The 24,049-nt window shown below is 42.0% G+C and carries 16 protein-coding genes, 1 pseudogene and 1 riboswitch; of the genes and pseudogenes, 4 read left to right on the top strand and 13 right to left on the bottom strand.

Annotated features, from left to right (window positions below):
• Nucleotides 1-43: 43 nt before the first annotated feature.
• The 4 genes and pseudogenes from DW743_RS10975 to DW743_RS18955 form a co-directional block, all read right to left on the bottom strand.
• Nucleotides 44-943: an ABC transporter permease gene (locus tag DW743_RS10975; RefSeq protein WP_117761570.1), complete on the bottom strand. Its 900-nt coding sequence runs from the start codon at nucleotides 941-943 to the stop codon at nucleotides 44-46.
• Entirely contained in the window at nucleotides 940-1,854 is a 915-nt protein-coding gene (locus DW743_RS10970; RefSeq protein ID WP_117761571.1) for an ABC transporter ATP-binding protein, read from the bottom strand. The genes DW743_RS10975 and DW743_RS10970 overlap by 4 nt, the downstream gene beginning before the upstream one ends.
• The gene (locus tag DW743_RS10965) at nucleotides 1,854-2,057 is read right to left on the bottom strand and encodes a hypothetical protein (protein WP_147326118.1); all 204 of its coding nucleotides are present in this window, start codon (nucleotides 2,055-2,057) and stop codon (nucleotides 1,854-1,856) included. Before DW743_RS10965 ends, DW743_RS10970 begins: the two co-directional genes overlap by 1 nt.
• Nucleotides 2,058-2,276: 219 nt before the next feature.
• Nucleotides 2,277-2,450, bottom strand: a pseudogene (locus tag DW743_RS18955) (response regulator transcription factor); the annotation flags it as partial.
• 45 nt (nucleotides 2,451-2,495) lie between these two features.
• Here DW743_RS18955 and DW743_RS10955 point away from each other — a divergent pair.
• From DW743_RS10955 to DW743_RS10945, 3 genes are read left to right on the top strand one after another with little or no spacing between them, the layout of a single operon-like run.
• Complete coding sequence (locus DW743_RS10955; protein ID WP_020435933.1) at nucleotides 2,496-2,636, top strand: CD1871A family CXXC motif-containing protein; 141 nt, start codon at nucleotides 2,496-2,498, stop codon at nucleotides 2,634-2,636.
• Complete coding sequence (locus tag DW743_RS10950; protein WP_117761572.1) at nucleotides 2,629-3,519, top strand: 4Fe-4S binding protein; 891 nt, start codon at nucleotides 2,629-2,631, stop codon at nucleotides 3,517-3,519. The genes DW743_RS10955 and DW743_RS10950 overlap by 8 nt, the downstream gene beginning before the upstream one ends.
• 30 nt (nucleotides 3,520-3,549) lie before the next feature.
• On the top strand, nucleotides 3,550-4,497 hold the full coding sequence (locus DW743_RS10945; protein WP_117761573.1) for a TlpA disulfide reductase family protein: 948 nt from the start codon (nucleotides 3,550-3,552) through the stop codon (nucleotides 4,495-4,497).
• A 72-nt stretch (nucleotides 4,498-4,569) separates the two neighbouring features.
• Here DW743_RS10945 and DW743_RS10940 read toward each other — a convergent pair whose 3' ends face one another.
• From DW743_RS10940 to DW743_RS10925, 4 genes are all read right to left on the bottom strand, one after another.
• On the bottom strand, nucleotides 4,570-6,732 hold the full coding sequence (locus tag DW743_RS10940; protein WP_117761574.1) for an ATP-binding protein: 2,163 nt from the start codon (nucleotides 6,730-6,732) through the stop codon (nucleotides 4,570-4,572).
• On the bottom strand, nucleotides 6,716-7,531 hold the full coding sequence (locus tag DW743_RS10935) for a substrate-binding periplasmic protein (protein WP_117761575.1): 816 nt from the start codon (nucleotides 7,529-7,531) through the stop codon (nucleotides 6,716-6,718). The genes DW743_RS10940 and DW743_RS10935 overlap by 17 nt, the downstream gene beginning before the upstream one ends.
• A gap of 45 nt (nucleotides 7,532-7,576) precedes the next feature.
• The gene (locus DW743_RS10930; RefSeq protein WP_117761576.1) at nucleotides 7,577-9,742 is read right to left on the bottom strand and encodes an ATP-binding protein; all 2,166 of its coding nucleotides are present in this window, start codon (nucleotides 9,740-9,742) and stop codon (nucleotides 7,577-7,579) included.
• A gap of 146 nt (nucleotides 9,743-9,888) precedes the next feature.
• Entirely contained in the window at nucleotides 9,889-11,733 is a 1,845-nt protein-coding gene (locus DW743_RS10925) for an ABC transporter substrate-binding protein (protein WP_117761577.1), read from the bottom strand.
• A gap of 99 nt (nucleotides 11,734-11,832) precedes the next feature.
• A riboswitch (cyclic di-GMP riboswitch) is annotated at nucleotides 11,833-11,908 on the bottom strand.
• A 446-nt stretch (nucleotides 11,909-12,354) separates the two neighbouring features.
• Here DW743_RS10925 and DW743_RS19080 point away from each other — a divergent pair.
• Nucleotides 12,355-12,561 (top strand): helix-turn-helix domain-containing protein, encoded by a 207-nt coding sequence (locus DW743_RS19080; RefSeq protein WP_117761578.1) that lies wholly within the window; start codon nucleotides 12,355-12,357, stop codon nucleotides 12,559-12,561.
• Between the two features lie 23 nt (nucleotides 12,562-12,584).
• On the opposite strand, the gene DW743_RS10910 is transcribed toward DW743_RS19080, so the two are convergent.
• The 5 genes from DW743_RS10910 to DW743_RS10890 form a co-directional block, all read right to left on the bottom strand.
• Nucleotides 12,585-14,999 carry a glycoside hydrolase family 3 N-terminal domain-containing protein gene (locus tag DW743_RS10910; protein ID WP_117761579.1) on the bottom strand — a complete coding sequence of 805 codons (2,415 nt, stop codon included), beginning with the start codon at nucleotides 14,997-14,999 and terminating at the stop codon, nucleotides 12,585-12,587.
• On the bottom strand, nucleotides 15,000-17,423 hold the full coding sequence (locus tag DW743_RS10905; RefSeq protein WP_117761580.1) for a glycoside hydrolase family 3 protein: 2,424 nt from the start codon (nucleotides 17,421-17,423) through the stop codon (nucleotides 15,000-15,002).
• Nucleotides 17,424-17,472: 49 nt separating this feature from the next.
• Nucleotides 17,473-19,821 carry a GH36-type glycosyl hydrolase domain-containing protein gene (locus tag DW743_RS10900; protein ID WP_117761581.1) on the bottom strand — a complete coding sequence of 783 codons (2,349 nt, stop codon included), beginning with the start codon at nucleotides 19,819-19,821 and terminating at the stop codon, nucleotides 17,473-17,475.
• Nucleotides 19,822-19,936: 115 nt separating this feature from the next.
• The gene (locus DW743_RS10895) at nucleotides 19,937-21,370 is read right to left on the bottom strand and encodes an MFS transporter (RefSeq protein WP_238032763.1); all 1,434 of its coding nucleotides are present in this window, start codon (nucleotides 21,368-21,370) and stop codon (nucleotides 19,937-19,939) included.
• A 92-nt stretch (nucleotides 21,371-21,462) separates the two neighbouring features.
• Nucleotides 21,463-23,913, bottom strand: a complete 2,451-nt coding sequence (locus tag DW743_RS10890) for a beta-galactosidase (protein WP_117510213.1) — start codon at nucleotides 23,911-23,913, stop codon at nucleotides 21,463-21,465.
• Nucleotides 23,914-24,049 lie beyond the last annotated feature (136 nt).

Raw genomic sequence — 24,049 nt, 5'->3', positions numbered from 1 at the left:
CTCTTTTCTCATTTTTTATTCATTCTATAGTCGAAGGATATATTTACTTCCCATCTTTCTCCGGAAGAGCTGTCATGCACAAAAAAATAATTCCAAATACCACAACACATCCAACCATAAGCATCACCATCTGATTTACACTTACTACAGACCCCTGGAACTTCGGGTTACAATCCAGTGTATCACGAATCGCAGTAATCATTTCTTCTGGCAGCTGATTGTTCTCCATCTCTTCGAAGATTCCACGGAGCATATGATTTTTCAACAGAGAAGTTCCGTAGGTACTTGGCAGATACGACAGTACTTTCTGCAGGCCGCTGCCGAAATTTGAAATCGGCATGTAAGCTCCGCATAAAAATCCATACCCGGCACTTACGATCGTTCCCACTGCGGATAACTGACCCTGGGTTGTCAGTGGAAAACTGACGATGCTTGACAACGTGCTTCCAAAGAGTACCAGTAAAATTTCATCGAGAAGAACCCAGAATACATCTACAGCGCTCATATACCAGCCCATTTTGTACATATAGCCAAGGCATAATACAAGCGCAAGCCCATTTACCAGCAGGGAATTGACTACAGTAGATAAAAAATACCCAAGATAAAGCTGTGCTTTGCTGATTGGCGATACATTAAAATCTTTCCTTGTTCCGTTTGCCCGGTCCTGTACCATCGTAAGATTCACGCAGAATGTCACAGTCACACAGCTGACTGCCAGAAGAGCCGCGGCAAGCTGTGCGGCCACCGTTCCATCGATCAGTTTGTCTGAGATTGTAATCATGTCCGGGATCGCGGACACAAAGGAATCTCTGTATACGTTTGCCAGAAATGTAGCATACAGCAAAATCAGAATTCCCGGAGTAATTAAAGCCGAAAAAAACATTCCTCTGTCTTTAAAAAACAATTTTCTGTTTCGACTTATAAGTGCAAATACTGCCTTCATCTGTGCTCACCTCCCAATGTTTTTCCGGTTACAGCAAGAAATACATCATCCATTCTGCCCTTTACCACTTCATAATCACGGAATATTTCCTGATGTTCCACGATCAGCCGGGTAGCCTCTGCGGTATTTTTTACTTTTAACTGATAGCCATCCCGGATCTTTTTATACTCTCTGCCCAGTGTTTTGATTTCTTCTTCTGTCACACCATAAACAGACATAGTGTCCTGCACATACTCATTTTTCAGCTCAAAAGGAGTTCCTTCTGCCACGATGCTTCCTTTATCCAGAATCACCACATAACCGGCATTTGCAGCTTCTTCCATGTAGTGCGTAGTCAGAAAAACTGTCAGCTTTTCTTCCACTCGAAGTTTTTCAATGATATCCCAGATCAAAAGCCGCGTCTGTGGGTCAAGTCCTGTCGTTGGTTCATCTAAAATCAGAAGTTCGGGCCGATGCAGCAAGGCTCTTGCAATATCAATTCTTCTTCTCTGTCCGCCGGACAGTTTTCCGACCGGCCGGTTCAGATAATCTCCGAAATCAAAAATCTCCACCAGTTCCCGCAATCTTTTTTCAAACGCTTTTCCTGTTATTCCATAAAGCGCTGCTCTGTTTTTCAGATTTTCCCTGACGGTAAGTGGCTTGTCCAGCACACTGTCCTGAAATACCACGCCAAGCATTGTTCCAACTTTCCTTCCGATCTTATCCAGATCTGTGCCCTGGATCTGAACCGTTCCGCTGTCTTTGTGAAGCTGCCCGCAGATGATCGAAATCGTTGTGCTCTTCCCTGCCCCGTTTACACCAAGGAATGCAAAGAGCTCTCCTTTTTTCACCTGAAAACTCAGATCATTGACTGCTTTTACATCACCAAAGCTTTTCTTTAAATGAGTGATTTTAATCATATCTGTTTCCATTACGCCTGCCCTCTCCTTTGATTTCTTTGCTGTTCCACATAAAAAATATCAGACAATTTCAATTGATACAAAACGTGATTTTTATATCCACATACCGATGTTTGTCCAAATACAGCTTCCCGAACATTCTGCACCCAGGATGCTTCCCTGTTGTGGCAATATACCATAACATGTTCTTCCTGCTTTGGATCAATCTGTTCCACCTCACATTTCATCCATCTCACCCCCAGTTATTCCTATTTCTTTTATATATGATTTTACAGCATTCGTCCAGTCTGCATGATGTGAAATGCAGAAATTCGCGGGTAAGATGCCAATTTCTGTTGTCTGCTCGTCTGGCGCATAGGAATTCATAAAAATAAGTGGAAAGCCATGTCAATGGACATGCAACTTTCCACTTATTCATTTTCATAAATTTTTTAATCCAGTGCTTCCTCTCCGTCATTACACGTGTCTACCTCATAACCTGCCTGGTGCAGACTTTTCGCAATCATATCACATAATTTCTTCTCATCTTCAACAACTAATAATCTCAATTTATTTTTCTCCATTTTCTTAACAGGAATTTTACACCCTCTATTGTACAATGCAAACATCGAAAGGTCAATAAACGGACTTTGAACATTGAAAGGAGTATTTTAATGAAATCTGAAAAAGCAACACAGATTCTTTTACTTGCAGCCGGTCTGGTGTTTTTCCTTGTCGGGATCTTCCGCGGAGAAGCAGCGGTTGTTCTTAGCAAGGCAATAAAATTATGTATGGAGTGTGTAGGAATTGGATAAGAAAATGAAATCAAACAAAAACTTTCTGGCCCGCTTCCGCGGATGGATTCAGGCAGCTGCTACACTGCTGACCAACATTCACATCCCGAATCTGTTGAAAGGGAAAATTTATCAGGGAAATGTAAAAACGATGTGCGTCCCGGGACTAAACTGTTACTCTTGTCCTGCCGCCACAGGTGCCTGTCCGATTGGAGCTTTTCAAGCCGTGGTCGGTTCTTCAAAATTCAAATTTACCTACTACATCACCGGATTTTTCATCCTGTTAGGTGTTCTGTTAGGGCGGTTTATCTGTGGATTTCTCTGTCCGTTTGGATGGTTCCAGGATCTGCTGCATAAGATTCCGGGCAAGAAACTTTCCACCGCAAAACTGAAGCCTCTGCGGTATCTGAAATATGTGATTCTGGTCGTCTTTGTTATACTACTTCCGGCATTTGTAACCAATTCACTTGGTATGGGAGATCCTTTCTTCTGCAAATACATTTGCCCACAAGGCGTACTTGAAGGCGCAATTCCACTGTCACTTGCCAACTCAGGAATCCGTGCCGCACTCGGACATTTATTTACATTTAAGTTCACAGTCCTTGCGCTTTTCATCATCCTGAGCATCTTGTTTTACCGTCCATTTTGTAAATGGATCTGCCCGCTGGGTGCTATTTACTCACTGTTTAACAAGGTATCTTTTCTTAAAATTCAGGTTGATCATGAGAAATGTGTTGGCTGCCAGAAATGTAGTCGTGTCTGTAAGATGGATGTCAATGTAGTAGACACACCAAACCATCCGGAGTGTATCCGATGCGGAGAATGTATGAAAGCCTGTCCGACTGATGCAATCTGCTATCATTACGGATTTTCAACTAAGAAACAGGCTGAAAATAAAAACTAATAAAACGTAATTTAAAGGAGATTTAAAATCATGAAAAACAAAACACTTAGAACAAACTCAATGAAATTAAAAAAGGTAATTGCTGCATCCCTTGCCATTTCTGTACTTTTTGCGTTTACAGGCTGCGGAAATTCCTCCTCAACAGACAATACAAACACAAAACAGGAATCTTCTTCCACAACAGAAACGGGCAGCGCAGACGAGCTGAACAAAAAACGGGATGACCTTTACCAGCAGGAAAACCAGCTTTTTGCTGATCACAAAGATGCATGGGACAAAGCCTTTGATCTTATGAACAAGAACGCTGCCGGTGATGCCATGAGCGAAAACTATGCTGATTCCCTCGCAAGCACAGTGGAATCTAACAAAGACTCTTTCTCTGAAGAAGAATATGAAACTCTGTGCAAAGACATCGAGACAATCCGCGGAATTGAAGAAGAAATTGCCAAGCTTGAGAAAGAGATTGCTGCATCCGATTCCTCTGACAGCTCTTCCTCCAAATCAGACGAATCCACAGCTGTATTCAAAGGTTTCAAAGGAAAAGATCTGGATGGAAACGATGTAGATGACAGTCTTTTCGCTAAAAATAAAGTTACAGTTGTAAATTTCTGGTTCAGTGGATGCAAGCCATGTGTCGGAGAGCTCTCTAAGCTGAATGAATTAAATGAGAAACTCAAAGAAATGGGTGGCGAAGTTGTTGGTATCAACATGGATACTTTAGACAACAATGAAGCCGGAATCAAAGAGGCAAAAGAAATCCTGAAAGCTCAGGGCGCTTCCTACAAGAACCTGACTTTCGATTCTAATTCAACAGTTGGAAACTATGCTGGAAAAGGAAACATCATGGCATTTCCTACAACCGTTCTTGTAGATAAAGACGGAAATATCGTTGGGGAACCTTTCATGGGTGGCATTGACGATCAGTCAAACTACGATCAGCTGATGAAGCAGATTCAGTCCGTACTGGACCAGAAATAATTACATAAATATCCTAGTTAGGGGGCAGTTACTGTTTGCAGTAACTGCCCCCTAACATTCTTATAACATCTTTTATTTCACCAATTTATGAATTACTTTTATCAGTAATTCCACATCAACTGGCTTAGCAACATGTTCATCCATCCCTGCTTCTTTTGCTTTTATTCTGTCCTCCGTGAACGCATTTGCTGTCATTGCAATGATCGGTACCTCCTTTGCATCCTCTCTGTCCAGAGACCTGATCATCTTTGTGGCTTCATAACCATTCATTACAGGCATCATAATGTCCATAAGAATGACATCAAATTCACCAGGTTCACTTTTTCTGAACAGCTCAACCGCTTCCTGCCCATTCCACGCTTTAATCACGTCCGCGCCCTCATTCTGAAGCATAAATTCAGCGATTTCCATATTCAGCTCATTATCTTCCGCCAGAAGAATATGCAATCCCTTTATAGATTTTTCGGATACCTCCTTCTGTTCTTCACGTTTATCCGCATCCGGATCTATTTTAAATGGAACCCGGATCACAAATGTCGTCCCTACGCCTTTTTCACTTTCAAAAGTAATGGTTCCACCCATTTTCTCGACCAGCTTCCTTGCAATGGCCATTCCCAGTCCGGTTCCGACAAACTTTGTGCGGCTTCCCGTATATTCCTGTGCAAATGGTTCAAAAATATGTTTCTGGAACTCCTCAGTCATTCCGATTCCTGTATCCCGGCAGATAAATTCCATTGTCGTCATTCCTGGCTGTTCGGATGGGATTTCCATGCAGCTAAGATAAATATGTCCATTTTCTCTGTTATATTTCACTGCATTGGACAGGATATTCATCATCACACGTTTTACATACCCCGGACTTCCAATAAGATCACGGTGTATGATTTCTTTTTTCTCCCATACAATCCGGATATTCTGTTCTGCAGCAATCTGTTCAATTACAACAAGCACTTCCTCAGAGATTTTGCTCAGATTAAATGGACTCTCTTCCAGAACAACTTCACCCGACTCCAGCTTACTCATGTCCAGAACATCATTTACCAGTTCCAGCAACAGATTGGATGCCGCTTTAACCTTTGTTCTGTATTCCTTCTGCTTCTCCATATCATCTGCATAATGGTCTGCCATATTGATCAAACCGTAGATTCCATTAATCGGAGTCCTGATATCGTGGCTCATACGATGAAGGAATTCTGTTTTTGCCTCATTGGCGGCTTCTGCCTTTTTTGCTGCTATCAGAAGTTCTGCTTTATATTTTTCATCTTTTTCAAATTCTTGTTTCCGGTGCGCCAGATTGGTTCTGTATGTCCAGAACCAGAATATGCCGGACATCAGAAAATAAAGAAAAATAACACCTATAACACTTAATGGAAGATTACAAAACACTTCCGTATCCGGAAGATATGCGTAGATATAATAATCACGCTGTTTCAGCATGATTCCATAACATCCAATTCCTTCCTTCCTAAAATGATAGATATGCTGACTGTCTGTATGCTTTTTCATTGCCTGAACAACTTCGTTGTCGGCTGTATTCTGTCCCAACAGGCTCTCATTATTGCTGGCAACAACGATTCCGTCGTCTGCAACGATAATCGTTCCATCTTTCTGGATACTATAACCATTTAAAAGCCCCTGTATCGTCAGCGTATAGTTTCTGGCAAATTCAGGAGATGTGTAATAATAGATTGCAACGATACCCGGTGCATCTTTTCTGGCGCAGGCTGCAATGTCAATAAAGGATCCATCTTCCCTGGTAAACCGTTCCGAATAGCTTCTTTCTTCATATCCGGCAAAATTCATGATAATTTCTTTTTGCAGATACTCCGTAATCTCATTAGCCAGAGACTCATCCGTGCTGTATTCACAGTCCGTCTTTCCTTCTGCATCCAGTACAATGATACCATCCACCCATAGAGTCTGCAGGTTTTCCTTCAGGAAATCCCGGCTTAGCTGACCGCCGTTTTCTATTTCCATATCGATATTCGTACTCATCTGTCTGGCACTTTCAATCGCACGGAGAAGACTTTTGGATTCCGAAGATTCATTATAATGGGTGTAGGTGGAACACTGCACTTTGACATAATTTACAATCTCCACCATTCTTTTCTCTGCTTCCGCTTTCTCCGCATGAAAGAAATAAAACAGAGAAATTACAGCCACACAGATTCCAATCAGACCACCGAGCAGCTGGATTCGTTTTTCTTTTTTCTTTCTCTTAATATCCAAGATCATCCACCTCCAGATACTTCTGGGGATCATCCAGATATTTTTCAATAATTTTCAGGGATGTGCCATCCTGGCGCATTTCTTCCAGTGTCTGATCCATCTGCTCACAGATTCCCCTGTCATCCTCTTTTGCAAAAGCAACTCCTATCCCCACAACCATCAAAGGTTCTTCAAGGATGCGGAAGCTTGTATCATAATCCTTCATATACTGGACAATAGATTCCTCATGTGCGGCGACTGCATCTACATATCCTTTCCCAAGAAATGTATAGATCAGCTCCCTGTGTCCCAGACTGATCAGATTGCCCAGCTTTGGGATTCTCTGATCCGTCCGGTTCAGAAAGATGCCTTCCGGTTTGGTTGTGGACTGAACAGCCAGGTTCTTTCCCGCCAGGTCACTCAGTTTATAGAGATCACTGTTCTCATTTACAGCGACCACCTGCCGGCTTGCTATATATGGTCCCGCCCAGCGGTAATCGTCAAGGCGTCCTTCCATGGAAAAGCAGCCCATGATACAGTCAATCTCTCCGCTCTCCACCAGTTCTTTTTTCTTCTCCCAGTTGATCTGGACAACCTCCACCTGATATCCCATTCTTTTGAAAGCTTCCGCAGCCAGTTCTACATCGATTCCCGTCGGTACACCATCCTCATTCAGATAATTGTATGGTGGATAGCTGTCGCTGCCGAGGGTAATAACAGGCTTTTCGGTTTTTTCTTTCGTGTTATCTGTGTTTTTACACCCCGCCAGGGTGACTGCTAAAATCCCTGCAAGCAGAATGCCTGCAATCACTCTTTTTCCTTTCATTTTCTGTCTATCCCTAACTCTCCTTTTTGATTCTTCTATGTCCGGTTACTTTCCATTCGTCACTGTACAGTGACCTGCGGTTCGGTACCCCCCCCCGCCTGATTTTATACTTCTTATCGTCTTTTCCAGCACCTTCATCTCAACCGGTTTTGAAACATGTGCATTCATACCGGCTGCCAGAGAATGCTGAATGTCCTCTGAGAATGCATTGGCAGTCATGGCAATGATCGGTATCGTCTTTGCCAGTTCATGGGAACTTCTGCGGATTGCCCTCGTCGCCTCATAGCCATTCATAACAGGCATCTGCACATCCATCAGGATCATGTCATAATCACCTGGAGCAGACTGCTCAAATGCCTTCAAAATCTCTTCACCATTTTCACAGATGGTACATTCCGCACCTTCAATCTTTAACAGTTCCGTCAGGATCTCTGCGTTCAACTCATTATCCTCTGCACACAGGAATTTCATTCCCTGCAGGATATTACCATCCTGCTCATCTGTTTCTTCCTGTGCCGCCAGAGCAGCTGTTCTATCCTCTGCAATTTTCAGATCCAAGAGAACCTCAAAACAGCTTCCCTGTCCCAATTCACTCTCCACATCAATGGTACCTCCCATTGCCTCAACCAGATTCTTAGTAATCGCCATTCCAAGTCCGGTTCCCTGTATTTTATTTGTAAGGGAACTTTCCGCACGGGTAAACGCATCAAAAATTGTATCCTTGAAATCTGCCGACATTCCCATACCATTATCGCTAACTAAGAAACGGTACTTTGCATAGACAGATGACTTTGTCTCACATTCTTCTACAAAGAACTGAATTTTCCCACCTTCCTGGGTATACTTCACTGCATTGGAAAGCAGGTTGCTGAAAATCTGCATCAGGTGAACCTGATCCCCATTCACCCACTCATGCTGAATATTTTCTTTTATGATTGTAAGGGTCTGCTGCTTTTCATATATTTGAGTATGAAATATAGTGTTAAGTTCCTGTACAAGATCCAGAATAGAAAAGTCAGAATATTTGAAGACTGTTTTTCCTGCCTCAATCTTGCTCATATCCAGAACGTCATTGATAATTCCCAACAGATGCTGTGATGAAATATGTATTTTATCTGCATACTCTATAACTTTTGCTTTATTACCTGCATCATGTCTAATCAAAGATGTGATACCAATGATTGCATTCATAGGTGTGCGAATATCATGTGACATATTAGACAGGAAATCCGTTTTCGCCTTATTTGCATTTTCAGCTGTCTGTAAAGCCTCTGTTGCAACGTTCTTTGCCTTTTTCAGTTTTTGATTGACTACTTCCATTTCCTTCATTGTTTGTAAATGAAGTTCATTATTTCTTTTTTCATATTCTGCTTTTTGATCTGCAAGACTAAGTCTGGAAATACTGTAGAATAATCCGGCAAAAAGTAAAAGTATAAAACCTGCCATGAGTATTGTTGTAAACAACACCGTTTTCTGGTAATCCATCAGCACATTGTCCACAACTCCCTTAGCCACAATGCACACCAAAATGGTGTTGTTGCTTTCTATCGGGCAATACCCCAGATAATAGGGGTTCTGTTTTCCCAAAAGTGCAACTCCGGATTCTCTGTTATCAAACTTCTTTTTGAACAAATCAGCCTCTTCTTCTGTAATAGCCTGTTCCCCTTTTAAATGTTTTAACAAAGAATAATTACGCAGGTATTTATCTCCACTCTGGTTCGTATACGTAATATTTCCGTCATGATCCAGCATGAACAAATATGCTTTTCCATGATAACCTTTCAATTTTAACATGGAATCCAGTTTCGAATGATCATACACAGTTCCAATTGCCGTATAAGTTTCTCCATTGATCGTGTATTTCTGACATGGAATCGCAACCAGATAACCGTCTTTTTTCTTCTGATCATAATCAAGACGCACCAGTTTTCCAATATTGTATCCGTTCTTTAAGTCCAGCAGAAGTTTACTTGGCATATCAATCCGCATTTTTGTTCCACCTGCTGATATTGCCTGACCATTTTCCTGAAGGAATATAAGAGTACTTTCCGATTCTTTTTCCCATGCTTCAAAGAAATTTTTGTTCGTATCCGTTTCAAGAGACAGTTCCCTCTCATGAAGTAAGAATTCCTCAACCAACTGCAGCTGGCTGTAGTATCCACTCACCTGAAGATCATAGGTCTGCTGTATCTGTTCAACAACAGCTCCCATACTGCTTTTTCCATTTTCGCTGATATACTTATTAGACTTACTTATAAGATACTTGATACAAACTAAGCTTAAAAGAATCATAAGTAGTATAAGCAACAGCCTTGTTATTTTTTTTCTTTTATTTACCGCTTGTTCTATCTCCACTTTTACTGTTCAACCTCTATATAGTCTTCCGGTGCTGACGGCTGCTGTCCATTTGACATTGCTTCGGTCCATGCACTTGATAATGTTGTATCTTTAAGCTGCTCAATCTCACATTTCGGATTTGTTTTTTTCAAAACGGACATTGTGGTGTCTGTAAGAAGAATCGAGTATTCCTTTTCTTTGTCTATTTTCTTATCATTAACTGTTAAGTCCTTTAACGAAAATCCACTTTCCTCTTGACTGACGATCATTTTCATACCGGATGCAATTGGTAATTCGTATTTATTGGTTACATAAAAATTCTCATCAGCATCGGCGAGATAATTTTCCACGAGTTCACAAACCTGTTTACCATTGATTTTTGCAACATATAATGGTGTATCTGAACTCTTCGCTGTCATCATGCCAACCCGGCTGCTGGTGCATTCTCCTTTGTACATAGAAGAAGTGAAATAATAATATGGTGCCAGAGCCAGCTGTGCATCATTTTCTTCTCTGATCGTAGTTAAAATGGAAGATGCTGCATCACGGCCATTTCTATCGTTCAGTGAAATGGAATATTCATTTTCAAAATTCACCGTTGCTTTTTCTTCTGGATCTTTACGATTCATTACACTGCGAAAAGTATCATAAGCCTGTGTTTCATCCATTTCCCCTGACAGTAATCCGTGAACAGCCTCAAGACTTGCATCAAATGATTTTTGGGCGGAATATCGGATATAAACAGCATTATGATTAATTTCCTCTTCCAGTCCAGGCACATCCTGCATCATGGTTGGAACATCTGTATTCAATGAAATAACACCGCTTCCATCCGCAATCAGCTTTTGCCCCTCTTCTGAAATCATACAATCCAGCACATCCAGCGCAGTATCCAGTTTCTCCCGATCTTTTTCCAGGTTTTTGTTAAATGCAATGTTTAAGGACGGAGTCATGTACACATAGGATTCATCCGATGTCTGTGAAAAGTAAGGAATACGGATCAGCTCCGCATCCATCTGTTTCTGCAGCTGCTGCATAACCGTCGGATGTCCATGAAACATTGCTGATTTTCCTTCGACAAACATCTGGGTTCCTGTATTGATATCAATATTGATATCTTCTTTACCAAAATGCGAGTCCTTAAGAAACTGACTGGTTTCTGAAAAAATACGTTTCCATAATACATCATCAAACTTTACTTCATCCGCTGCAGTCTCTGCACCGTTTCGCCATTCAATACCATCCAGGCTTGTAAACTCACCGATTGCTGCAGCCTGGATGATTTCATTATTAGACCAGTCTTCCCCAAGATCCATGGAATACGGTTTTATGCCATTATCATAAAACTGCTGACATGCCTGTACATATTCCTCATAATTTTCTGGAATCTTTACGCCATACTGATCAAACAGTGTTTTGTTGGCAATGATCGTCTGCGGAATACCACAGATTGGCAGCCACTGGATTTCATCCTCCGCATTCTTATAATATTGCACCGCATAAGAATAATACTTGGAAACAACATCATAAGAAGCAAAATCCATAAGATAAGGCTGTAAGTCCTGTGCATCTGTTCCAGAAAATCGACGTACTGTTATAATATCCGGTAATTCATCATGTTCTTTAAAATAACTGTATAAATCGGTATCATTGTTACCTATAATAAATTCAATATCCTGATCTGGAAACTGTTCATGGATATAGGGTGCAATATTTTTCATCAAACGATTTTCCCACAGATAAACGGTAAGATGATCATCATTTATAGATACTTCTTTCTTTGACTGTCCACATCCAGACAAGACAGCAGATGCTACAAGTACACCTGACACCACTGCTATCAGACAACGTTTTGCCTTTTTCATACTTTTATTTTCCTCATTCTTTCCTGATAAAATCATTATTGTTACGTCTATGAAATAACACCGTAAAAAAGCACCGTCAGACAGACAGTGCACCTCATTTTATGCAACTGGCTGCCATTTTAAAGGCCCTGTAGCTTTGCGTCCCAGACTTTCATCTGGTTTGCCAATTTCCTTATTATAGCTTTAATCTTATGTAAAAAACTGATTTTATTATACTTTAGTGTTCTACTATACACAAGAAAAAAATTAACATTTTAACGTTCAAAAACAAAAAAAGAACAGCCGATACATATACTCGAACTGTTCTCTTACTTCCGAAGTCCACGCAGCATTGACATTACTGTTTCCTGCTCATTTGTACTCAGATCATTCCATATCCCTAGAACTTCTTTCTGTTTTTCTGTCAGATTCTCTGAATTATCTTCTCGAAAAAACTGCGATAATGTCACGCCCAAAGCTGCACATATTTTTTCAAGTGTGATCAGCGACGGCAGGTTTTCCTGCTCTGGTTCATATGGTACTTACAATTCCACGTTGTATGTGATAAACTATTATTGTCCATTTGGACTACCTTTACAATCCTTTTTACAACACGTATACTTATTATATCGAAAAAATAATATGAAAATATCTGCAAAAATTATTAAAATATTGCCAAAACATAGAAAACAAATCACGGAGATAACAGAAACCACACTTCCCATCAGACAGATCGTCCTGCAGACCGGCTTCAGCCAGCAGTCCTATTTCGGAAAATGTTTCCGTGAAAAAATGAACTGCTCCCCACGGGAATACCGCAAGAACAGAACCGAATGCCGCTTTGTATAAAATGGCATCCGGTTCTGTTCTTTTTATTTCGCTGCGGCACTTGCCCAAAACGCTCTATTTCTTCCCGCAACCCATTTATTTTCTTTCACACAGTAGCTTCCTCTTAAACGAATATCTTCTGAAGAACTTCCGACCTCTACTGCATATCGTCCTTTTTCCACTTTCCAGTGCATATCAATGTCCAGAAAAGCCATTTGATCCGTTTTCACCTCAAAGCATACCGTTTTCTTTTCGCCCTTTCGCAGGTGAATGCGCTTAAAACCTGCCAGTTCTTTTACTGGTCTTGTCAGGCTGGCATATTCATCTCGTAAATAAAGCTGGACGACCTCATCTCCTTCACAGCTTCCCGTGTTCTCAACAGCGCAGGAGATCTGAACCGTATCTGCTGCCTTTTCATTTCCCATCGAGATATGTAAATCCGAATATGTAAATGTTGTATACGACAGTCCGTATCCAAAATAATATCTCGGTCTGTGCGGCATATTCACATAATTGGCAAAACCGATACTGCCGCTCTGATCCCAGGAGGAACCATATGGATGATTGTAATAAACCGGCAGCTGTCCCACTCCATAAGCAACGGTAACCGGAAGTTTTCCTCCCGGATTATATATTCCGGTTAAAATATCAACTACTGCTTCTGCTCCTGTTTCCGATGGACTCCATGCTTCCAGAATAGCATCTAAATATTCCCCTGCAGCATCACTGGAAATCGGTCTTCCATCAAAGTGAACGCCAACCAATGGTTTTCCAAGCTGCGCAGCCTTGCGAATAAATGCATCCTGACATTTTGGAAGGTTAATATCAGTACTGTCAATTCCTTCTCCCATTGATGCCATGGAACACGTTCCGTGCTTACCGCCAAGCGTCAGTATCACAATGTCTGCCTGCTTTGCTGCCTGCAGCGCTTCTTCAAAATGACTTTCGTCGTTTCCTGCAATCGGATAGCCATATGCATATAAAATCTCACTTTCCGGAAAGCGGATTTGGAATTCTTCATACAGATTTCTGCATTGCGGTTTCTGTCTTTTCAGGATCTGATCAAACTGCTCTGTCTCATCAGATTGAATATTGGTTCCCGGAACCGTAATAATCTCATCTGCATCTGCCTGTACAACTCCGCTTACACCTGCAATAGAATTGGCAATCGCATAGGTAGACTCCATCATGCACATATGTGTGTATCCACCAAACATTTTTCTGGCATACCCGGCATGCGGTCCGATCACCGCGATTTTTTTCCCTTTTGCCGCAATCGGCAATACGCCGTCATTTTTCAGCAGTACCATGGATTCTCTGGCCGACCGCAGGGAAGTGTTCCTGTCTGCTTCCTGCATTACAAGAGCATGAAGCTCTTTCCCTTCCAGCGCATAGGGATTTTCAAATAAGCCCATTCTGAATTTTCCCTCCAGAACCCGCAAAACCGCTGTATCCAAAATATGGATATCCAGTTTTCCACTTGAAAACATCTCTTTTAATTTCTCATTATAGCCAGTACAGGACGGCATCTCGATATCCATTCCCGCATGAAGACACATCGCACCGGCTTCTTCAAATGTTTCTCCAATATGATGTACACTATGCGCATTTCCCACTGCACCGTAATCGCTGATGCACATGCCGTCAAATCCCATTTTTTCCCGAAGCAGTTTCGTAAGCATGTTATAAGAAGCAGATACATCTTCTCCATTCACAGAGCAATAACAAGGCATAATACCTTTCAGATCTGACTCTGTGATTGCTGCCTGGAAAGGTTTTGCAAACACTTCTTCTAAAAGTCGCGTCGGCGTTTCGCTGTGTGTTCCATGAATTCCACCCTGCGAATTATGAAAAGCCACAAAATGTTTTGCCACACTTTCTGCTTTTCTTGAAGCAACTGTATTCTTTTGTATTCCTTTCGTATACGCTGCCCCCATCGCACTTACAAGGGAAGCATCTTCTCCATAACTTTCTCCAAAACGGCCCATACGCGGATCTCTTGCTACATCCAGAACCGGTGCCAGTATATGGGTAATGCCACAGGCCGTTTCCTGTCTACTCACAATTTCTGCAATCTGTTCTTCCAGCTTGGGATCAAAGCTTGCTCCCCTGCCAATCCCAGACGGAAAACTGGTGGAGTCCTGAATGAAGGCCCCGCACAATCCTTCCATATGAAAGATTGCCGGTATTCGATGGGCACTGTTTTCCATCACAATCTTCTGCACTTTTCTCTGCCATGCAGCCACTTCATCAAGTGTCTCCATCCTGCGCATTTCCAGCGTGCTTACTTCTCCCATTCCGTATTTTGTCTCCTGCTGAATTTTTTCAAAGTTATAGGCATCCTGATCAAAAGGAAAAACACAGTTAATCTGTGCCATCTTTTCATCAAGGCTCATTTCTTTGAGCAGAAGAGAGGCTCTTTCTTTAGCACCCAGTGAATAATCCCTATATGATTTCATTTAAATACGCTCCCCTTTCTCAAATAACTTCAGAACATGTAACAATCTTGCAACACTCCTTTCCAGATCTTTTCTGGTAATCCGTCTCTCCTGATAGGCCTGCAAAATCTGCCGGATCACCGGCGGGCCACCCGGCATCACGATATCATTTCCCGCTGCCACAGCATCGCCGCCATCTGCGACAATATCCATATCGCCCCAGTCAGTAACGACAACACCATCAAAGTTCCATTCTTCCCGTAAAATATGCGTACACAAATCTCGATTTCCAGCTGCAAGAACCCCATTAATTTTATTAAACGATGTCATAATAAAAGATACTCCGGCATCTCGAACCAACATTTCAAAAGGTTTCAGATAAAGTTCCCGCAATGCACGTTCCGTAAGGATGGAATCTACCGCATCGTACCGCTTCTTCGCACTTCCTCTTCGATACGTTTCCTGTTCATTCACGGCAAAATGTTTGGGGCAGACGCGGACAGGATGATTTTCCTGAACGCCCTTTGTAATCTGGACCGCACAGATTCCGGTCAGATAAGGATCCTCCGAAAAATATTCAAAATTTCGCCCGCAAAGCGGATTCCGGTGCAGATTGACTGCTGGTGCCAGCCATACGTCAACCGCTTTCTTTTCGCACTCTGCGCCAACCGCATTTCCAAACGCTTCCCACAGTTCTTTATTGAATGCGCAGGAAATCAGCATAGCCGTTGGCCAGGCCCCCGTTCCCACACCTGCCGGTCCATCTTTATAAAAAATGGAATGAATACCTTTTTCTGGCATAGCCGGGGAGACATATCCTTTTGCTCCGACTGGATGATCGTTTTTGGTCATTGGATTTCCCTGACCATCCAATATAGTTTCCGGCTGTTCCTGTTTGCTGAACGCTGCAAATGGAATTCCAGGTCCATACCCCACACACAATGCAGCCAGCTGTTCGATACTGAAATTTTTTACTTGTTCCATTTCATCCCGTAAAAGATCATATCTTTCCTGCTCTTTTAAACCATCGGTCTCTTCTTTTTTCTTTTCATGCATTCGGACCTTTTTTCGTCCTTCTCTTGCAGATAGTACCTGCAAATGCTCTACATTGCAGTTTTGCACGCAAAGACGATTCACACATTTTTTAATTATGTAATCTTCTCTTATCTGGATTTCTCCTGCAAAAATTGTCTCACGGGATGAATTTCCGATAAAAAACTGATATTTTCCCTTTTCCAGGATATATGATGCAGATGTCTCAACATATCCTGCCAGATCCTGCATGGATATTCGGATCGAAATATTCTGCTTCTCCCCCGGAGCAAGAAGTCTCGTTTTTGCAAAGCCTTTTAATTCTTTTTCCGGTTTTTCCGACTCTGTACCAGAGCAGGACAAATAAAGCTGTATCGTTTCTTTTCCTGCATAATTTCCGGAATTTGTTACCTCCGTAATAAATTCCACCTCTTCTTTTTCCTGTTTCATCTCTTTCGGAAGAATCGTAAACGATGTGTAAGACATTCCATATCCAAAGGGGTACAATACCAGTTTCCGAAAGGTATCAAAATAGCGATACCCCAGATAAATGTCTTCCTGATACACCGTTACCGGGCTTTTCGTATATCCTGTACTTCCATTTGCCTTTGCATCCAGTCCATAATTTTCGTAAGTTAAAATTTCATCTTCCTGTTCTTTATTCCAGGTGAAATTTTCTGCTGTCGGGTAGTCTTTGAAAGACTCTGCCATGGAAAAACTTAATTTTCCAGATGGATTCACAGCCCCCGTCAGAATATCAGCTAATGCTCCGCAGCCTTCTTCGCCCGGAATTCCCAGAAACACCACGGCCTTGATTGCGGAATAGGCGTTCACCCACTGCATATCGATCATTCCATTAATATTCAGTACAACGATCACATGTGGAAAAACACAGCACACCTGTTCCAGCAGTTCTTTTTCGGATTCGGTAAGTTCATAATCACCTTCGATGTGTCTGTCACATTCTTCCCCACCGGAATTCCTTCCCAGCACAAAAACAGCGGTATCGGTAAACTCCCTGGCTTTCTGCATCAGCTGCTCCGGAATGTGATACTCTGTCCACATCGGCTGATATTTTCCAAAGATCTCATACATAAAACCGCAGTTCATATTTTCTACATTTGTGATATCAATACCGTCAATCACAAACTTTTCCGATTCGTTTTTTTGATGGCTGGTGTAAAATTGTTTTAACCCTGCTTCTGCACAGATTCCTCTTTTTTCACATTCACATAAGAGATTCTTGTTTGCAAGGGATTTGGATGCTCCCGAACCGTTTCCCGAAAAAATAGTTTCTATCTGTGCCCGTCCCAAAAAAGCCACCTTTTTTTCTTTTAATGGCAAGATCTGCTCTTCATTTTTCAAAAGAACAATTGATTCTTCCACAAGTTCCTGAAAAATACTTTTTTTCATCTCTTTTCCTTTCTTTCTGCTGATGTCTTCCTAAACAAGCCTCTTTTGTCTATTTACGCAATATAACATGGACTTCATGCATTTTTCCATCCTTGAAATCAGGCAGCACAAACCCATCTGCTTTGTCGGACATATCGCAAACTGCTCCATCTGTCTTAATTTCAAGCACTCCTTTTTCCAGATGATCTGGATTTTCGATGATTACATGATAATCAGCACCTCGAAAATGTCTGGTCACTTCTGCCTTTTCCCATTCTTTCGGCAGACACGGATCGATCCGCAGTCCATCGTAATCCCGTTTGATTCCGAGGATTCCTTCGTACACCCCCATCATGCACCACGCAGAAGTTCCCGTTGTCCAGGACTGGTAGGATTTTCCATAATATCCGGGATTGGTAGAATAACAGTTTGTAAAAACATATGGTTCTGCTCCGGATTGCATGGATGGATTTTTATCACTGTCCGGCATAATTTTTTTCAGTGTTTCGAATGCTTTGCTTCCTCTCCCCACCTTGCAGTCCATCAGAATTTTAAACCCTGTAGCATGACAGTATACACCACCATTTTCAAACAATCCTGGCAGCATGCCGGACATTCTCCCTACATTTGGCGAATACTTCTGATACGGCGGAAGATTTAACGGAAATCCAAAATCATGCTCCATGGAATCCACTGCTTTTAATATCTTTGGTAATTTCTCTGCATCTGCAACATCTCCTAAAACAGCCCATGTCTGCGCGTTCAGATAAATTTTGCTTCCTTCGCTGTTTTTGGAACCAATATTCTCCACATCACTTAACGCCCGCATGTACCACGCTCCATCCCATGCATATGCATTAATGCTGTTTCGTAAGATACGATATTCCTCTGCTATTTTTCCGGCATATACCTGATCGCCTTTTTTCTTCAGTAATGCTTCTAATTCCTTCAGTGCCAGGCAGAACTGATGGGAAAGCATTACGGATTCCGCATATTCATCCGTTGTAACATTGAGTGCATCATTCCAGTCCGCAAAATAAATCCGTACCAGTCCATGCTTTCCTTTATCCTGCAGCAATCGATTCACAGCCGCTTTCACATGATCCAGAACAGCCGCCTTCCCTCCATCCTGCCATTCAATCTCCAGATCCAGGATAGAAAAGTCTCCCGTTTCTTTTATCAGCTGGCAGACAGCCCATATGATCCAGAACGGCTGATCGGAATACCGGGTATCATCATAAGGATACCACGTAAGAACTCCATGACCATCCCGAAACTGATGGCGAAGACATTCCAGAATCTCTTTTTTTGCTGTTTCCTGCCGATAGTTTAACAGGCCGACTGCAATCTGAAGATTATCGCGGACTCCTTTTTTCCCGACAATGCAAAAATCTACCTGTTTTTTCACCCAGTTATTCATCATGTGATTGATTTTTTCATCCGGCGTTTCCACGGTCAGCGAACGATATTTTTCCAGATAATGCGTTTCTGCTTTTTCAAGTTCCTTTTCCACAGCTGCAGAATTGGAAAACTTTTCCGATACCGCCCTTGCCTCTTCGAGTGATTCACTGATTCCAAATACAAACTGTAATTCTTTTTCTTCTCCTGGCTGTAGCACAATTTTATGCTGCAGCACACCGCCCAGAATAAAAAGGGCCGCTTTGGAATTTGTACAGTCTTTTCCCTTTACGACAATGTCCGGTCTCTGGAAAAGCGCGCTTGCTGATGCATCCAGCCTTGTTATGGTACTGGTTGTCCCGCAAAATGCTTCCAGATTTCCATCATATGCGTATGCCAGCTCTGATGCTGCCAGAAATGCGTTGTATCTTTTGTGCGGTGCGAAAGGATGTGCGGATCTGCAATATACACCCTTTAACTTTTCATCATAATCTGTTTCCATACAACGATACATTTCATAATATCGCGGATAAGAAAAGCCCTCCAGATAAAAGCTGACTGCTGAAAATATGCTGAGATGGCGCTGTCTTTCCCCTGTATTTTTTATTTTCAAAGTCCACACTTCCTGGTATCCTTCTTCCGGTACAAACAGCCGCCAGGAACTTGCAATATTCTGATAAGAAGACTGGATTCTGGAAGATCCAATGCTGTGTACGCACTGATAATTTTCTACTTCCGTATTTAATGGACCTTCGCCGATATTCCAGCATTCTTTGCTTTTCTCGTCTCTTAGATAGATATATCTTGCATCGTCCTGATTCATCATACACATATCTGCTTTTTCACTGAGGTAATAGCTGCGCCCATGTCCTGTCTGGGAAATCTGCGCACAGTAATGATTTTCATTCCACAGATAATTATACCAGTATCTTGGTGTTCTGGTTTCTGTTATAATGCAGGAATTTCCATCTTCTGAAAATGTATAAGGTTTCTTTTTTTCATTGCATAATGTATCGCTCATTTTCAATTCTCCTTATTTTTAACCTACAGAGCCTGCCACTGGCAGTTTCTGTAAATTGAATGACAACTGCAAAGTCGGTACAGTCTTTCCTGTACCGACCTTGTAGTTTCTCCGTTTATTTTTTCTCTTTTCTCGCAAGTACTTCTTCCCGCATCTTTGGTAATTTTTCTTCCAGATCAAATCTGGTAAAAATCAGGAACATAGCCAGGTTTACAACCAGCGGAAGATAGTTGGAAAATCCATAAATCGAATATCGCATGGAAGCAGTTGCACTTTCCAGCGATGCCTGATATCCGCCAATGGCAAGAAATGCGGATAAGATAACAGATCCAAGGCCGCTTCCCACTTTACTTCCAAATCCTATGGCTCCGCCCGACATTGCAACTAATTTCTTTCCATATTTCCATTCGTTATAATCTACCGTCATTGCTGTTAATACGCCGTACAGACACATCAGTGGAATCTGGATAAAGCTCGCCACAAGGCTGGTTGCTGCATAAACCATAAAGTTTTCCGGAATAAAGCAGCGGATCAGGGATGGAATGGCAGCTCCCATTAACCCAAGCTGAATTGTTTTTGTAACACCCAGCTTCGAAATGATCGGCTTGGAAACCACAAATCCGATTACCGTTGCCAGCATACCTGCCGCTCCTATGACTGCAACAAGATTATCGTTGCCAAAAATCCATTTTGCATAGTATGTACCCGAGGCTGCTGCCACTGCAGCGGTAATATTGGTAATCAAATTGAACAGAAGAACGATCACCCAGTATTTATTCTGCAATAACATTTTTATAGCATCTTTAAATGGAACTGCTTCCTCTTCTTCTGTTTCTGTCGGTGCTGTTTCTGATGCGTTTTCCGATTCGCTTTCATAATCCGAAGCAAATTTTGCTTTTCTTCCATTGTTGTAGCAGATCAGGAAAAGTAATAAAACGCCAAGTGCAAGCGCAACACCATATTTGATCCATGCACTCTGTGTACCACCCAGCATATTGGTTACCGGAATTGTGATAATAGCAATGATTGTTCCGGCACCGTAGTTTCCGACTGCACGGAACAGCCCCATATTGCTTCGCTCACTCTGGCTGTGGGTACGCACAATCATAACCGCTGAAAACGGTGTGGCAATCATAGTATAAATAACTGCTGTTAAAAGAAGATTGGTAACCAGTACATAAATCAATGCCGCTGTCTGTCCTGCCTGAATCGGGACCGTAAACATCATAATGATGATGACTGCTGCAGGAATCGCCATTTTCAGCATCCAGGAGTAATATTTCTTATTTCCACCTTTGGAGTGGTCAATCATATTTCCCACAAGAACGTCCGTCAGTGCATCTATAATCTTAGCGATCATCATCGCAATTCCGACTCCGCCTACCGCCATGCCGACTTTATCTGTATAAAAGTAAGTAAGCTGACCAACCAGATTGGCCATCACGCCTATCGCTAACTGACCTCCCATATCAGCCATATAATCTCTTTTTCTCATAACTCTTCTTGCCCCGTCTGCATCATAGAGGACTTTTTGTTTCTTTTTTCCCATATCTTTTTCTCCCATCGTTTTTTACAGCCGCTGTTTTATACTTGTATTCTATCAAGTATTTTGTTTCTTTTATTACATATAGCAATTTAATATTATATATTTGGGCATTCTTTTTTTATTTTTAAATTATATTGAACACTTGGAAGATTGCCTGACAGAAGAAAACATACTCCTTTTTCTGTCTCTTTTCCTTCTATTCTTCCAATTTCATTTCCCATTGGATCTAATGCTGTAAGAACGGCCTCCTTAGCTTTTACGTAGATTCTTCCTTCCAGCGTTTCGGCATATAATTTTCCCTGAAAGTGTACTGCAGTAAACGGAAAGCCCATCATCTGTGCACCTTCCTGATACGTTGTCTTGTCCATTCCCGTTGTTCCCATCGCAGTGATCACAAATTCCTCTGCCTGCTCCAGTTTTTCCTTTCCCACTGGAAGAAGTGCCAGCGTAATCCGCTCATTTTCTGACTGGATCTCAATTTTTTCAGACAGCCGCAGACTTTCTGCTGGGCTTCCACTGAAATATCCGCAATACGGTGTATGAATTACGAACCGGGCATGTGCCGGATCAAACACCAGCTCTTTTGTATCAGAAATCAGTTTTCCATCTACCAGACCACATTCCTCCGAAAGTATCTTCCATTCTTTCATTGCCCGGTCAAGAATTGCAGCAAATTCACGATAATCTCCTGTGCCTGCGATTTTCTGAATTTCATCAAAGACAAGTGCCTGTGCTCCCAGATACACGCCTTCTCGTATCTCTTCTGCATTCTTCGCTGCCTGTTTCAGCCTGTTGTGGTCTTTATATTTCCGCCATGCGTCACGATACGGTGACCATGCATAATACACACCGTGTTCTGCCTCCGAGAGATCTGCCCCATTCAAAAATCCTGCGTTCACTGCAACAGCCGCGTCTCCCTGATAGGTATCCCCTCCGTCCAGGAATACATTTCGCATACATGTGATGTAAGGTAAAAAAGTAGTTGGCATTGCGTGCATTTTCGGCAGTGTTTTCAAATCGTTCTGTGTATATACGACATCTACACGATTTTTAGCCGCCGATACCAGCCCTTTGAGAAATACAGATGCCATAAATCCCCACTGACAGATAACCGCCGGATCATTATATACATCAAAAACACTCCAGATTTCATCGTCCGGCTGATCGTCCGCCTTTTCCGACGTATGATAATTGTATAAAATCAGTCCGTCCCAGTCGTTCAAGCATGCATAGGCAACCGTGTGCACATATGCTGTCGAATGGAAAGGATGTTCCCCATATTCGTTCCACTCACTGAGCATGAAAGGCTTTCCTTTTACAATGGCAACGGAAGCAAGATTTAAAAGTGTTGTTGCCATAGAACCAACTCCTGTCTGCATGGTCAGCGGGTTCGTTGACACATATTCGGCCGGCCCTGCAACCAGATAGGTATTTGCCTCCTGGATCGGAAGCAGCGGGTGATTAAAATAGCTGTTATTTTCCATAAAATCCCCGTCGGTATGGCCATATACATCCGCTGCACCGGCAACCAGATTGCTTGTCACGATCGGAACTTTTACTCCAAGGGAATGAAGATAATCTTTCATATCCTGATAAAAATTACGATTCATCGTAATGCCAAATTCCATAAAATCAGCATAGCGGGCCGGACTTTCATTTTCTTCCCATTTTCCCAAAGGGTCGCATTCCGGCTGATAGAAATTACCTGCGGCTCCCTGCACAGTTCCTTTCTCCGGATCTTCTTCCTCGCCAAGCGCACATTTTCCTTCAAACGTCCATGCTTCTTTCAGACGCTCTCTTGTTCCATATTTCATCAAGAGGAAGCTGTTAAAACGATTTTGTACCTCATCCCGATATGGCTGCATCTCTTCCCGCTGATCCGTTTCCATCGTTCCTTTAATCGCAGAATCTTCATTATTGATCTGAACCGTGATCACCGCCGGATCGTCAATCAGTGCAAGACCTGTATAAGGATTCACATGACAGAGAATCTTTCTGGCATATTCTTTTTGCAGCTCTATCATCCGTTTATTGTACATGGGAAAACGTTTGATGCAGCTTCCCGCATTTCCTGGGTAGTCCAGTCCATCTCCTTCTACAAAATCTCTTGCAACGATAAGATCAATGTGAAGGTAAATACCCCGCTCTTTCAATTTTGCGACAAAATAGTCAAATCGATCCAGACCTTCCGGATGAAATTCTCTCCCGTTTCCTTTTTCATAATCTAAAAGTGGAGCTTCTTTACAGCTGGACCAGCTGCGTGGTTCTTCGCTGATTGGGGCATCTGCTGCATGGAGCCGAATCACATTCACGCCCAGGCTCGCAAAACGTTCCGCCAGTTTCTCTGCGGTTTCATGATCCGGGGTATTTGATCTTGCAGCCACATTAAACCCAAGAAATTTTGCCCTTACACCATCTTCAAAATAAAAATGGCCATTCCTTGTCGTTACAAATCCATGTTTTCCAGCTGGTGCATCCAAAAGATAAGAATAATCGAGAACACCTTTATTTGGATTCGTTTTATTAATTTTAATCGGTTGTCTCATACGTATGATCCGCCTTTCCTTTTTTCTAATCGCACTTTATCAAAAATGAAAGGAAAGATATTACATAAAAACATACAAAATTATATGTTTTCGTATTGTTATTTTTCTTTTTCCATTTTATACTTTAAATTTGGAA

This window comes from Blautia sp. AM28-27, assembly GCF_003480905.1.
Classification (GTDB): domain Bacteria; phylum Bacillota; class Clostridia; order Lachnospirales; family Lachnospiraceae; genus Fusicatenibacter; species Fusicatenibacter saccharivorans.
This window is presented reverse-complemented; position numbering and strand designations above follow the sequence as displayed.